The organism is Chlorobium sp. N1, from assembly GCF_004332115.1.
In the GTDB taxonomy this organism is placed as follows: Bacteria; Bacteroidota; Chlorobiia; order Chlorobiales; family Chlorobiaceae; genus Chlorobium.
Genome location: NZ_SJPA01000002.1, coordinates 136,432 through 149,841 on the forward strand (window position 1 = coordinate 136,432; position 13,410 = coordinate 149,841).

A 13,410-nucleotide genomic window follows, 5' to 3' on the forward strand; every position below is an offset into this window, starting at 1 on the left:
GCTTGTGATTAATAAGTTCTTTCCTGGAGTTCATGACGGCCCATCGTAACCGGCTTTTCGCCCAGTTCGAGCCTGCCGTCGACAAGGGTCGCCAGGGTATGCTTGTGCCACTTCCCGTCGTCGCGCGTCGGAAAGTCGGTGCGGGTGTGCGAGCCGCGGCTCTCCTCGCGGGCGAGAGCCCCGGCGGCGACGGTTTCGGAGAGGTCGAGCATGTTGCGCAGCTCGAGGACCTGCTGCAGGTTGGTGTTGAAGACGTCGCTCGAGTCGAACACCCGGACCTTCTTGAAACGCTCCCGGAGCGCCTCGATGTCCTCGATGCCCTTCCGGATGAGCGGAGCCTCGCGGTAGATGCCGACATTCAGGCCGAGCGTCTGGCCGAGCTCTTCGCGAAGCGCGCCGTAACGCTCGTAGTGCCCGCTGGGCTGCATGTAGCTGCGGATCTCCTCGGAGTGCTCCTTGAGCTCGGCCTCGCTGATGTTGCCGGGCTCGAAGCTGCGGGCCTCCTCGGCGGCCGTGCGGCCGACGATGCGGCCGAAGACGAGGATGTCGAGCAGGGAGTTGCCGCCGAGGCGGTTGGCTCCGTGCACCGAGACGCAGGCGCATTCGCCCGCGGCATAGACGCCCTGCATCACGGTACGGCCCTCGTTGTCGGTATCGATGCCGCCCATCGAGTAGTGGGCCGTCGGACGGACCGGGATGGGCTCCTCGATCGGATCGACGCCCTCGAAGTACATCGACATCTCGCGGATCTGCGGCAGGCGGCTCTTGATGAGGTCGGCGCCGAGATGGGTGAGGTCGAGGTGGACGTACTTGCCGGCCGGGCTGTCGAAGCCGCGGCCCTGCAGGATTTCGGTCTCGATCGAACGGGAGACGAGGTCGCGCGGACCGAGCTCCATCTTCTCCGGCGCGTAGCGCGACATGAAGCGCTCGCCCTGGCTGTTGAGGAGGTAGCCTCCCTCGCCGCGTGCGCCCTCGGTGACGAGCAGGCCGCTCTTGCGCAGGCCTGTCGGATGGAACTGGACGAACTCCATGTCCTTCAGCGGAAGGCCGGCGCGGTAGCAGATCGCCTGGCCGTCGCCGGAGTTGCCGGCGGCGTTGCTCGAACGGTTCCAGTACATCTTGGCGTAGCCGCCGGTCGCGAAGATCACGGTGCGGGCGGAGAACGCCTCGATCTTGCCGGTCTTGATGTCCATTGCGATGAGGCCCTTCGACTGGCTCCCCCTGACGGAGAGGCTGAGGGCGAAGTACTCGTTGAAGAACACCACCCCCTTCTTCAGGCACTGTTCATAGAGGGTCTGGAGGATGGTGTGGCCGGTCTTGTCGGCGCAGTAGCAGCAGCGGGGGCGTCCGGCGCCGCCGAAGGGGCGCTGGGCGATCGTTTTGTCGTCGAGCCGCGACCAGGGGGTGCCGATGTTGTCGAGCTCGCGGATGATCTTCGGCGCCTCGGAGCAGAGCACCTCGACGGCGTCCTGGTCGGCCAGGTAGTCGCTTCCCTTGATGGTGTCGAAGATGTGCAGGTCGACCGAGTCGTCCTTGGCCGTGTTGGCGAGCGCCGCGTTGGCCCCGCCCTGGGCGGCCGAGGTGTGCGAGCGGTTGGGGTAGACCTTCGAGAGGACGGCGATGTTCAGCGACGGGTTCGTCTTCATCGCTTCCATGGCCGCGTAGAGCCCGGCTCCGCCGCCTCCGACGATAATGATGTCAAATGGTTTCATTCGCTCAAGTCTTGTGTATGGCCTCTCTCGGGCAGGCGCACGGATTAAACTGGGGGCACGGCAGTGCCGCAGCCCCGCATACTGGATACTCTCTTACCGGAAACGTTCGGGTGGCGACGAAGGGGCCGCCTCCTTACAGGGCGACGTGGTCGTCATGCGCCGGAAGCTCCTCGACGGCGTGCAGGACGTCGGTCATGTTGAGGACGCCGACCACCGCGTTGCCGTCCATGACGGTCAGGCGACGGACGTTGGTGCGCTTCATCATGCGCAGCGCGTACTTGATGCGCAGGCTCGGGTTGACGCTGATGACCGGCTTGCTCATGATCTGGAAGACCGGGGTGTTCCACGGATCGCGGTGCACGTCCTCGCCGGGATCGATGACCTTGCCGAGGATGTCCTTTTCGGTGATGACGCCGTAGCAGTCGTCCTCATTGCGGGGCTCGACGATCAGGCCGCTCTCGCCGCTTTTTTTCATGATCTGCAGGGCCTCTGCAACGGTGCAGCTTCCCTTGATGATTGCGAAATCCTTCTGCATGAGGGCCGATACCGGGAGCGTACGAAGAGTGATGAGCTGGTCCATAGTCGACAACAGGTTACGTGTGGATGGATGAAACACCGGAGCTGGCTGCGAAGCGTCTGCCGGCCGTACTGCATGAAATCTGGGACAGGCGCGGGGCCCGCAGTCCCGAGGGGGATAAAAACTCAGCCTACAATGTAAGAAAAAAGGTGCACGGAGCAAAATCGCCGCAGGAACCCGGCCGGGCGGGAGCCCTCCCGTTCAGGCGATGCCGTGCTCCCGCTTGTAGGCGGCCCAGTTGCGCTTGAGCTCGAGGAAGGCCTCGAAGCCGGGGCGGGTGAGGAAGGGGTTCGTGCTCCGCTGGGTGCCGATGTCGGAGGAGGGGCTGGTGCCGTAGTCGTGGCCGGGCCACACCTTCGTCTCAGGCGGGAACGCCATGAGCCTGGAGGTAAGCGAGTCGTACTCCTGCCGGGCATCCTCATCGGTCGCGGTGCCGCCGACCTTGCCGACGAAAAGCGTATCGCCGGTGAAGAGGTTGCCGTCCGAATACAGGCAGATGCTGTCGGGCGTGTGGCCGGGGGTATGGATGATCTCGACCGAGAGCCGGCCGAGGGGAAAGCGTGCGCCGTCCTCCACCGTGAGCCCGGTTTCCGGGCAGAGGTATCCGTAGAGGAGAGGCTCGAGTCCGGTGAGGCGGCGGATCTCGTCGTTGCCGGAGGTGTGGTCGGAGTGGTCGTGGGTGCAGAAGACGTAGCGCAGCCGGAACCCCTCATCCCGGGCGGCCCTGACGACCGACTGCGGATCGAACGAGGGGTCCAGGGCGAACGCCTCTCCGGTTTCCGGGTCGGCGGCGAGATAGGCGAAGTTCCTGTCGCCGCCGACCCGGATCTGGCGTACGGTGAGCGCCACGGGGCTCCTCAGAAGAACTTTTCGACGTTCATGAGGAACGCCCGCGCGGGGAAGTCCTTGTCGACGGCGATGGGGTTCCGCTCGAGCTCCGCCATGATCTCCTCTGCCTTTGCGGCATCGAGGATGGCGAAGCAGAGCGAGCTGTAGGTGCCGAGGCTTTCGTCGGCCGGCCACCAGGACATGCTCTCCTTCTCGGAGCGCTGGCAGTTGCAGCCGCGGATGGCGATGTTGGAGAACATATGGACCCGGTGCTGCTGAAAGAGCTTGCGGACCTGGGGGCGGGTCTCCTCATGCCCCATGATTGCCAGAAACTTCATGATGGACTCCCTCTTTTGGGGTTAAGCGTTTTTCTTTTCAGCCATGTAGTAGACCAGCGGCACGACGACGAGCGTGAGCACCGTCGAGAGCACGCCGCCCCAGATCATCGAGATGGCAAGACCCTGGAAGATCGGGTCGAAGAGCATGACGACCGAGCCGATGACCACCGCACCGGAGGTGAGGATGATCGGGCGGGTACGCACCGCGGCCGACTCGATGATGGCCTGCTTGAGGCCTTCGCCCTCGTCGCGGCGGATCTGGATGAAGTCGATCAGCAGCACCGAGTTGCGGACCATGATGCCGGCAAGGGCGATCATGCCGATCATGCTGGTCGCCGTGAAGAACGCTCCGTGGATCCAGTGGCCGGGGATGATGCCGACCAGGCTCAGCGGGATGGCGATCATCATGATGAGCGGCGTCTTGAAGGACTGGAACCAGCCGACGATGAGCAGGTAGATGATGACGAGCACGACGGCGAACGCGGTGCCGAGATCGCGGAACACCTCGAAGGTGATCTGCCACTCGCCGTCCCACTTCATCGCGGTTTTGGCCTCGCTCTCGGGCAGCGAGGTGTAGAGCGGCGAGATGCTGTGGCCGCCGGGCAGCTTCAGCGCCTCGATCTTCTTGTCCATCTCGAGCATGGCGTAGACCGGGCTCTCGGTGATGCCGGCCACGTCGGCCGTCACGTAGACCACGTCATGCAGGTCCTTGCGGTAGATGCTCTTGTCCTGGACGGTCTTTTCCACCCTGACCAGCTCGGAGAGCGGGATCATCTCGCCGGCGCGCAGGCGGCTCGTCATCGAGCCCATGCCCTGCGACTGCACGAAGATGTTGGAGAGGTCCTTGAGCGAGGTGCGGTCGGCTTTCGGCAGGCGGACGTTGATCGTCACCTGCTCGAGATCCGGCTGGCGGTGCAGCGCGCCGACGTCCATGCCGGCGACCGACATGCGGAGCGTCTGGGCGATCTGCTCGACAGAGACACCGCGGAAGGCGGCCTTCTTCTGGTCGACGACGAGCTCGTAGACCTCCTGGTCGTCCTCGACGAGCCAGTCGACGTCGACCACGCCCGGGGTCTCCAGGAAGATCTCCTTCACCTTCCGGGCCAGCTCGATGCGCTCCTTCTCGGTGGGGCCGTAGATCTCGGCGACGAGCGTGGAGAGGACCGGAGGTCCGGGAGGGATCTCGACGATCTTGGCGTTGGCGCCGTACCTGCGGCCGATCTCCTGCACGCCCTCGCGGACGCGCTTGGCGATGTCGTGGCTCTGGTCGCTGCGCAGGCCCTTGTCGATAAGGTTGACCTGGATGTCGGCCATGTTGTCGCCGTGGCGGAGGTAGTAGTGGCGCACGAGGCCGTTGAAGTTGATCGGGGCGTTGGTGCCGGCGTAGTACTGGCAGCTCTCGACCTCGGGAACGGTGCGCAGGTAGCCCGAGATCTCCTGGGCCACGCGGCCGGTCTCCTCGAGCGCGGTGCCTTCCGGCATGTCGATGATGACCTGGAACTCGTTCTTGTTGTCGAACGGCAGCATCTTCATCTGCACGGCCTTGAGCGGCACGAGGGCGATGGCGCCGAGGAGCATCATGCCGACGACCCCGAAGGCCATCCAGCGCTTCAGGCCGCTGTCGATGAGCGGAGAGAGAATGGAGTTGAAGACCTTGTAGTAGGGGGTCTTCGTGATGTCGTACTCCTCATGGCCGCCATCCTCGGTCTTGAGCAGGCGGTAGGAGAGCCACGGGGTTGCGATGAGCGCGACGAGCAGCGAGAAGATCATGGCCAGCGAGGCGCCGATCGGCATAGGGCTCATGTAGGGGCCCATGAGGCCCGAGACGAAGATCATCGGCAGGACGGCGGCGATGACGGTGAAGGTCGCCAGGATCGTCGGGTTGCCGACCTCGCTGACCGCGGTGATGGCCGCCTGCAGCTTCGGCTGGCGCTTCATCGAGAAGTGCCGGTGGATGTTCTCTGCGATGATGATGGAGTCGTCGACGACGATACCCGTCACGAAGATGAGCGCGAAGAGCGTCACGCGGTTGAGCGAGTAGTCGAAGAGGAAGTAGACGAGAAGCGTGAGGGCGAAGGTGATCGGCACCGACATGAAGTTGACGAGCGCGCCCCTCCATCCGAGGAAGAAGCCGACGACGATCGTCACGGCCACAACGGCGATGCTGAGATGCTCGAGGAGGGTGAAGACCTTCTCGGTGGCGGTCTCGCCGTAGTTGCGGGTCTCGGTGACGGTGATGTTCTCGGGAATGACGCTGCCCTCGAGATGCTCGACCTTCGCAATCACCTTGCCGGCAAGCACGCTGGCATCGGTGCCCTTGCGCTTGGCGACGGTGAGCGTCACGGCCGGGTACTCGCCTTCGGGCTGGCCCGCGGGAGCGGCTGCGCCCCAGGTGAAGAAGTTGTAGTTGTCGATCTCCTCGGGTCCGTCGGTGACCGTGGCCACGTCGCGGACGTAGACCGGGGAGCCGCCGGAGACGCCGACGACGACGCTCCGGACATCCTCGACGCTCTCGAGGAACTTGCCGGTGCGGACGATGACCTCACGGTTCATCGATGTGAAGTCGCCGGAGGTGATCTGGCTGTTGGCCGACTTGATCTGCATCATGATCTGCATGGCGCTGACATTGTAGCGCTGCAGCTTCTCCTTGTCGAGCAGGATGCGGATCTGGCGCTTCAGGCCGCCCTTGATCTCGACATCGCCGATGTCGGGGATCTTCTTGAGCTCGTCGGCCACGTCGAGGGCCGCCCTGCGGAGGTGCTGCGGATCGGCATCCTTGCCCCAGAAGGTGAGGTTGAGCACCGGAACGTCGTCGATGGCGACCTTCTTCATGAGCGGCATCTGGACGCCTGCGGGCATCTTGTCCATGTTCTTCATGAGGGTGGCCCAGAGCTTGACCATGCTCTCCTCGGTGCTCGCGCCGACGTCGTAGCGGACGGTGACGAGGGCGAAGTCGGGCATGGAGGTCGAGTAGACGTAATCGACGCCCTGGATCTCGGTGAGGCTGCGCTCGAACGGCTTGGCGACGCGTTCGGAAACCTCTGCGGGCGCGGCCCCCGGGTAGGGAATATAGATGTCGACCATCGGCACGACGATCTGCGGCTCCTCCTCCCTCGGGGTCATGAACGTCGCGATGACGCCCACCAGGAGCGCCGCAACCATCAGGAGGGGCGTAATCTTCGAATTGATAAACTGTTTGGCGAGTTTACCGGCGATACCTTCATTCATTTGGACTGAACCTCCTCTGTCACAGCCTGACTCTTTGTTACTTTGATTCCGTTACGCAGTGCCGGATCGTAGGATCCGACGACAAGTTCTCCGGCGTCGAGGCCGGCAAGCACGATGAGGCCGGCGCCGATGGCGTGGCCCGTGCTGATCCAGCGGACCGCGATGCGGCCATCCTCCCCGACGACGAGCACGCCCGCCATCGCCCCTTCATGGAAGACCGCCGCCGCGGGCACGACGAGCAGGCTTGCGCCCTCTTCCGCCTGGACGGCCCTGACCGGGACGAGACCCCCGACATCGAGCGTTTCAGCGGCTGCGGGAGCCGCCGGGGCCGGGGCCTCGCGGTCCGCCCCGCACCCTGCGGCAAGCAGGAGCGGAAGGAGCGCGAGGAGCATGTTGATTTTCTTCAGTGCCATATGGTTCAGTTGTTTACCGTTCGGTTCAGCGGACCTGCCTACCTCTTTCCGTAATACTCAAGCTCGCTCCTGGCGACCGAGTAGTCGAACTTCGCCTGGTTCAGGCGCATCTTCGCGTAGGTGTAGGCCCCCTCGCGCATGAGCAGCTCGAAGGTCATGGCCTTGCCGGTGCGGTACTGCCCGCCGATGTAGTCCAGACTGACCCTGGCCTCCTCGAGCGACTGGCCTGCGACCGTGATCCGCTCCATGGCGGTCTTCATCGTGCGGAGCGCCTTGGCGACCTCGGCCACGCTCTGGCTCTTGGCGGCCTCGTAGCTGTAGCGGGCCTCGCGCTCGCGTGCCTTGGCCTCCTGCACCTTGCCGGAGATGGCCATCCCGTCGAAGATCTTCCACTGCATGTTCACACCCACCATCCAGCTCGAGCCGTCGGTGTCGAAGTCGGAGGTGTGGTGGTCGGCGCGGGCGAAGGCGTTGAGGCGGGGGATGCGAGCTGCGCGGGCCATCTCGCCCTGCTTTTCGGCAAGCTGGCGGTAGGTCTCCATCGCCATGAGATCGCTGCGGGTGGCGCTCGCCTCCGCCTTCGGCAGCTCGCGCTCGACCGTGAAGGAGCCGGTGGGCTCGATCGTGACGTCGCCGTCGAGGTTCAGCAGCACGCGAAGCGCGTCTTCGGCCTCCCTGACGCCGTCCTCGAGCATCATCTTCTGCTCGCGGAGCTCGGCGAGGCGGACATCGGTGGAGAGCTTGTCGGACTTCGGCAGCATGCCGGCGCGGTAGGCCTTCTCAGCCTCCCGGCTGTGGCGCTGCATGGTGGCGATCGACTGGTCGATGGCCGTGATGTTCTGGCGGGCGAGCAGCATGCCGTAGTAGGCCTTGCTGACGTAGAGCTCGATGGTCTCCTCGGTGCGTGCGGTCATGTACTCCGCTGCGACCTTGGCCTTCTTTGCCATGCCGCGGCCGATTGCGCCGTCACGATTGAAAATCGGCTGCATGAGCTGGAGCGAGGTGTTGAAGTCGCTGATGGGATCAGCCTCGTTGAGGGTCGGCCCAAAATCAGTCGCAGGATTGACATTCGTCTGCATCAGCTTGAAGCCGAAGACGTTGAGCGGATCGTTGGTGCGCGTGAAGTTCTCGGAGAGGGTCACCGAGGGCAGGTAGCTCTTGCGGCTCTCGACGATCCGTCCTTCTGCCTGCTCCACGCGGCTTTTGGCAGCCTTCAGGGTGGAGTTGTTCTCGCGGGCCATCGAGATGGCCTCCGTGAGGGAAAGTTTCAGCGTCCGGGCTGCGGCCTCGGCCCCGGAAGGGGCGGAAATGGAAACCGCGACCAACGCGGCGGTCAGCGCCTTCAGTACCTTCATCGTGTGTTACTGTTTGGAAATCAGTTTGAGAATCTTTTCAACATTTTTCGAGTCGTCCTGGCTCATGCACTCCTTGAGGTTCCGCTCGAGGACCAGCGAAAAGGTCTTGTCGAGCGCGGCCTTGGCCGCCTGGAACTGCGTGATGACCTGCTCGCAGGAGGCACCGCGCTCCAGCATGCGGATGAGGCCGTCGACCTGTCCGCCCATTTTCTTCAGTCTCAGTATTACATCTTCATCCATGGCGGCTCTCCCGGGTTTTCGCGCAGAGGCGAGAGATACCCCTACCCAGTAGGGGTATCAAGAATACAAAAAAAAGGGGGATGGTGCAAATAATCCAAAAGCTCAGGCTCGGCCGCCGCCGGCCTCGAGCTGGGCGTCGCTGCAGCAGATGTCGGACTGGACCTGCGCGAGCATGCTCTCGGTCGCCTGCTGCATGATCTGCGACATGACCGTCTCGCTCATGAACTTCAGGATCCCCTCCGGCATCATATTGAGCGGGAAGGAGAGCTCGAAGTCGAGCGTGATGTCGGTTTCGAAATGCACCTCCGTCTTCCCCTCCCCGAGATGGTAGAGGCAGATCCTGGAGTCGGTCATACCGACGAAGGCGTGCTCCTCTTCGGGCATCTCGGCACCGTCTGGCGGTTCGGCGCTCACCCAGCGGATGCAGCGTCCGGTCATGCCGCCCGGCGCCTCGCCCGGATGGGGCGAAGGGAGGTTGCCCTCGTCCTCCTGCTGGCGGACGAAGAAAACCGCGATGATGGGGTTGTTTCGCGGATCCTTGACCTCGAACACCCATTTGTACATCCCCTCGACGGGCATGTGCACCACATGGGTGCAGTAGGGGTTGCAGCGGATGATGCGTTCGTGGTGCGAAAAATATTCCGAAGAGTCCCTGAGACAGGACTCGATGACGACCTTCGCCCTGCTTTTGCCGACTACCTCCATAACTGTAGGCCTGTTCTTGTGGGCGGCCCCGCTGCCGACACGGAAGGGGGCGTCCGTATTGCTCGTAACTGCATAGGTTCTCGCTCTCAGCGGCCACGGCGTCGCCGGGCCTCACTCGAGAACAACTGCGGCGGACGGCGAAGAGTTCCCCCCGGCGTGGAGCGGAAACATGCGGCCGCGGGGCTCCCGGCGCCGCCCGTCAATATCTATTTACATGTTTTTTTGTTATTATCGGGAAACTTACCTCCACCTACAAACCGCAACCGGCATGGAACAGAGCGCACAGACCGCATTCAACTACACCGCCATCTTTGCCCCGATCGCCTATTTCGCAGGGGGCATCGTCGTCGTCCTCCTGCTCAACAAGTTCATCGGCAAGAAACAGGGACCGGAAAAGGCGTGATAACGCATTGGCGGCACTAGGCTTCCGTCCGATTTTCCATTTGGTTGCCACCGGAAAATTCGTTAGTATTTAACCATTACCATACCGGGATAAGTCTCGTTTATCGGATATTTTCCCTTAACTTTTCTCAAACCAAAACATTACACGCCATGTCAAACGGAAACATCGATGTCGCCGGCGCTGTGAACACCCTTGTCGAAACTGCCGGCAAGCTCTTCCAGCTCCAGATGGACCTCATGAACAACAGCCTGAAGGCGATCACCAACGCTGCCGAGCCGCTTGCAAAGACCGCAACCGACCTCATCGGCAACCTTGCTGACACCGCCAACCAGGTGCTCCAGAACGTTTCTTCCGCAATCGCACCGAAGAAGTAAGTTCACCTGCAACGTGAAAAGCACCTTACGCTTCCAGGCGTAAGGTGCTTTTTTTTTGCCGTACCGAAACGCCCGGGACCATGACGACAGAGGAACGCATCAGGAGCGTGCTCGGCAGCAGCGAGGGCGCCGAAGCCGCGATAACGAGGATCCAGGGGGACGCCTCCAGCCGCCAGTACTTCCGGGTGGCGGGCGCCGGCCGTACCCTCATCGCCTGCCACGACCCTGCCTTCGAAGGACGAAATCCCGAACACTACCCGTTCCTCACCATCCACCGGCTTTTCCGGGAGCACAGCGTCCCCGTCCCGGAGATCATCGCAAGCGACAGCCGGCTCGGCATCATCCTCCAGGAGGACTGCGGGAGCCTCCAGCTGCAGGATGCCCTTGCCGCCGCCGCGCAGGAGGAGGCCGCGGCCCTCTCCCGCCAGGCCGTCGACCTCATGGTGCGGATCCAGGCGATCCCCCCGTCCTCCGAAGCGGTCCCCTTCTCGCTCTCCTTCGACATGGAGAAGCTCATGTTCGAATTCGACTTCTTCCTGGAGCACGCCCTGCTCGGCTGGTTCGGCGACCGGTTCGAAGAAGACGATGCCGCCAGGCTGCGCCGGGAGTTCCTCTCGATCGCCCGCCTCCTCGTCCGCCCCGAACGCTTCGTGCTCAACCACCGGGACTTCCACAGCCGCAACATCCTCATCCACCGCGGCCGTCCGGTCGTGATCGACTTCCAGGACGCGCGCATGGGACTGGCGCAGTACGACGCCGCCTCGCTCCTGCGCGACTCCTACGCCCTGCTTCCCGACCTTCTCGTAGAGGAACTCCAGCACCGCCACCACGACGCGCTCCTCGGCGCCGGCCTGAGCGGGGAGCGTTTCGAGGACTACCTCCATCTGTTCGACCTCTCGGCCTTCCAGCGCAACATCAAGGCGCTCGGCACCTTCGCCTTCCAGATCCGCGAACGCGGCAAGCGCTCGTTCGAAGCCTCCATCCCGCCGACCCTCCGCTACATTCAGGAATATGTCCGGCGCCGTCCGGAACTGGAGAAGGCGGGACGCATCCTCCGGCCCGTCCTCGAGGAGGCCGAGCCATGAAAGCCTTCGTTCTCGCGGCCGGGTTCGGCACGCGCCTCCGCCCGCTGACCGAGCACCTGCCGAAACCCCTCGTGCCGGTCCTCAACGTGCCGGGGCTCTTCTACACCTTCGCGCTCCTGAAGAGGGCGGGCATCACCGAGATCATCTGCAACATCCACCACCACGCCGAGCGGATACGGCGGTTCATCGCCGGAAGCCGCCTGCCGGGCCTCGAGATCACCTTCTCCGAAGAACCCGAGATCCTCGGCACCGGAGGCGGGCTAAAGCGCTGCGAAGGACTGCTCCGGGGAGGGGACTTCCTGCTCGTCAACAGCGACATCATCACCGACATCGACTTCGCAGCCCTCGTCCGTGCCCACCGGAGCTCCGGGCTCGGCGGCACGCTCTGCCTCCACGAGACCCCGGAGGCCTGCTCGATCGGCACGGTGGGCGTGGAAGGGGGGCTCGTCAGGGACTTCGCCGGCAAACGGGGTACCGGCATCCACTCGCCCTATGTCTATACCGGCAGCGCCGTCTTCAGCCCCGAAATCTTCCGGCACCTTGAGAGCGGTTTTTCGAGCATCGTCGACACCGGATTCTACGGCCTCGTCGACGGGGAGCGGCTCGGCTGCCACCTGCACCGCGGTCTCTGGCAGGACATCGGCACCCTCGGGAGCTACCTGCAGGCGAACCTCGACACGCCGGCCGTCGGGGAGCGGCTCGGGCCCGTGCTGGAGCGGACCCTCGGCCTCCGCCCGCACCGCGTCTCCCCCGATGCCCGGATCGCAGCGGGGGCGGACGTCGCCGACACGGTCGTCGGGGCGGGATGCGTCATCGAAGCGGGCTGCCGGGTGCGCCGCTCCGTCCTCCTCGGCGGCACCGTGCTCGAAAGCGGAACCGAGCTCGAGGAGGCGGTCGCCGACCCCTTCGGCGCGACCCCCGTCCGGCATGAAGAACGGATAGGAACCACCAGAACGGAGAGCAGAGAATGATCACGACCGGACTCGAGCGGCTGCTTGCCGCCCCCGAATCCCTCAAGGGACGCAGGGTCGCCCTCGTCGCCAACCAGACCTCCCTCACCCGGGAGTTCGAGTACTCCTGGCACGCCCTCCCCGAGCGCGGCATTCCGCTCCGGCGGATCTTCACGCCGGAACACGGGCTCTTCGCCATCGAGCAGGACCAGGTCGCCGTCGGCTTCGAGCCGGAGACCGGCACCGAGACCGTCAGCCTCTACGGCAGCACGGCCGACTCCCTCGTGCCAGAGAAGGAGATGCTTTGCGACCTCGACCTCATCGTCTTCGACATCCAGGACGTCGGTTCGCGCTACTACACCTACGTCAACACCCTCGCGCTCCTCATGGAAGCGGTCTCCGGCATGGGGATCGAGATCATGGTGCTCGACCGGCCGAACCCGCTCGGGGGAACGGCGGTCGAGGGCCCCATGCTCGACATGGCCTTCCGCTCCTTCGTCGGCGTCTTCCCCGTGCCGGTGCGCCACGGCCTCACGGCCGGGGAGCTCGCCCACCTCTGGCGCGACTACCGGAAGCTCGACGTGGAGCTCTCGGTGGTCGCCATGGAGGGATGGCGCCGTTCGATGCTCTTCGACGAAACCGGGCTCGCCTGGGTGCCGCCTTCACCGAACATGCCGGGCGCGGCGACCGCCATGGTCTACCCCGGCATGTGCCTCTTCGAAGGGCTGAACGTCTCGGAGGGACGGGGGACGACCACCCCGTTCGAGCTCTCCGGCGCACCCTTCGTCCACCCCGAAGCGCTTGCCGCCGAATGCGCCTCGGCCGGACTCCCGGGGATCGCCTTCCGTCCCGCCTGGTTCCGCCCCGGGTTCCACAAGTTCGCGGGGGAGGCCGTGGGCGCCGTCGCCCTGCAGGTCACCGACCCCCGCCGATTCCGTCCCTTCGCCACGGGAGTGGCCATGACGGCGGCGCTCCATCGGCTCTACCCCGACAAGCTCCGCTTCCTGCGGGGAGTCTACGAGTTCAACGACACCGTTCCGGCCTTCGACCTGCTTGCCGGCAGCGCCGCGGTGCGCACAGCCATCGAAACGGGCGTGCCGACGGCGGAGATCATCGGCTCCTGGAGGGCGGACGAAGCCGCCTTCGCCGCCGAAAAGCAGGCCTTCCACCTCTACGGCTCCTGAGCCGAAACCGCAACCGAC

The 13,410-nt window shown here is 64.3% G+C and carries 14 protein-coding genes; 5 read left to right on the forward strand and 9 right to left on the reverse strand.

Going from position 1 to position 13,410, the window contains the following annotated elements:
• Positions 1-8: 8 nt before the first annotated feature.
• The 9 genes from E0L29_RS04015 to E0L29_RS04055 all read right to left on the reverse strand — a co-directional run bounded on the left by E0L29_RS04015 (position 9) and on the right by E0L29_RS04055 (position 9,396).
• Positions 9-1,712, reverse strand: a complete 1,704-nt coding sequence (locus E0L29_RS04015; RefSeq protein WP_131355042.1) for an FAD-dependent oxidoreductase — start codon at positions 1,710-1,712, stop codon at positions 9-11.
• Between the two features lie 133 nt (positions 1,713-1,845).
• Positions 1,846-2,292, reverse strand: coding sequence for a CBS domain-containing protein (locus tag E0L29_RS04020; RefSeq protein ID WP_131355045.1), 447 nt, complete (start codon positions 2,290-2,292; stop codon positions 1,846-1,848).
• Between the two features lie 198 nt (positions 2,293-2,490).
• Positions 2,491-3,138, reverse strand: a complete 648-nt coding sequence (locus tag E0L29_RS04025) for a hydroxyacylglutathione hydrolase family protein (RefSeq protein ID WP_131355048.1) — start codon at positions 3,136-3,138, stop codon at positions 2,491-2,493.
• Positions 3,139-3,146: 8 nt separating this feature from the next.
• Complete coding sequence (locus E0L29_RS04030) at positions 3,147-3,455, reverse strand: hypothetical protein (protein WP_131355051.1); 309 nt, start codon at positions 3,453-3,455, stop codon at positions 3,147-3,149.
• A 21-nt stretch (positions 3,456-3,476) separates the two neighbouring features.
• Positions 3,477-6,683 carry an efflux RND transporter permease subunit gene (locus E0L29_RS04035; RefSeq protein ID WP_131355054.1) on the reverse strand — a complete coding sequence of 1,069 codons (3,207 nt, stop codon included), beginning with the start codon at positions 6,681-6,683 and terminating at the stop codon, positions 3,477-3,479.
• Positions 6,680-7,096, reverse strand: a complete 417-nt coding sequence (locus tag E0L29_RS04040; RefSeq protein ID WP_131355057.1) for a hypothetical protein — start codon at positions 7,094-7,096, stop codon at positions 6,680-6,682. The genes E0L29_RS04035 and E0L29_RS04040 overlap by 4 nt, the downstream gene beginning before the upstream one ends.
• A gap of 38 nt (positions 7,097-7,134) precedes the next feature.
• Positions 7,135-8,451, reverse strand: coding sequence for a TolC family protein (locus E0L29_RS04045; protein ID WP_131355060.1), 1,317 nt, complete (start codon positions 8,449-8,451; stop codon positions 7,135-7,137).
• 6 nt (positions 8,452-8,457) lie between these two features.
• Positions 8,458-8,691, reverse strand: coding sequence for a metal-sensitive transcriptional regulator (locus tag E0L29_RS04050; protein WP_131355062.1), 234 nt, complete (start codon positions 8,689-8,691; stop codon positions 8,458-8,460).
• 102 nt (positions 8,692-8,793) lie between these two features.
• Positions 8,794-9,396, reverse strand: coding sequence for a DUF1997 domain-containing protein (locus tag E0L29_RS04055; protein ID WP_131355065.1), 603 nt, complete (start codon positions 9,394-9,396; stop codon positions 8,794-8,796).
• 268 nt (positions 9,397-9,664) lie between these two features.
• On the opposite strand from E0L29_RS04055, the gene E0L29_RS11680 reads away from it, so the two are divergent.
• From E0L29_RS11680 to E0L29_RS04075, 5 genes are all read left to right on the forward strand, one after another.
• Positions 9,665-9,799: a hypothetical protein gene (locus E0L29_RS11680; RefSeq protein WP_278248902.1), complete on the forward strand. Its 135-nt coding sequence runs from the start codon at positions 9,665-9,667 to the stop codon at positions 9,797-9,799.
• A 149-nt stretch (positions 9,800-9,948) separates the two neighbouring features.
• Complete coding sequence (locus tag E0L29_RS04060) at positions 9,949-10,173, forward strand: chlorosome envelope protein B (RefSeq protein ID WP_131355068.1); 225 nt, start codon at positions 9,949-9,951, stop codon at positions 10,171-10,173.
• 80 nt (positions 10,174-10,253) lie between these two features.
• On the forward strand, positions 10,254-11,258 hold the full coding sequence (locus E0L29_RS04065; RefSeq protein ID WP_131355071.1) for a phosphotransferase: 1,005 nt from the start codon (positions 10,254-10,256) through the stop codon (positions 11,256-11,258).
• Positions 11,255-12,229: a nucleotidyltransferase family protein gene (locus E0L29_RS04070; RefSeq protein WP_131355076.1), complete on the forward strand. Its 975-nt coding sequence runs from the start codon at positions 11,255-11,257 to the stop codon at positions 12,227-12,229. Before E0L29_RS04065 ends, E0L29_RS04070 begins: the two co-directional genes overlap by 4 nt.
• Positions 12,226-13,392, forward strand: coding sequence for a DUF1343 domain-containing protein (locus tag E0L29_RS04075; protein ID WP_131355079.1), 1,167 nt, complete (start codon positions 12,226-12,228; stop codon positions 13,390-13,392). Before E0L29_RS04070 ends, E0L29_RS04075 begins: the two co-directional genes overlap by 4 nt.
• The last annotated feature ends 18 nt before the right edge of the window (positions 13,393-13,410 follow it).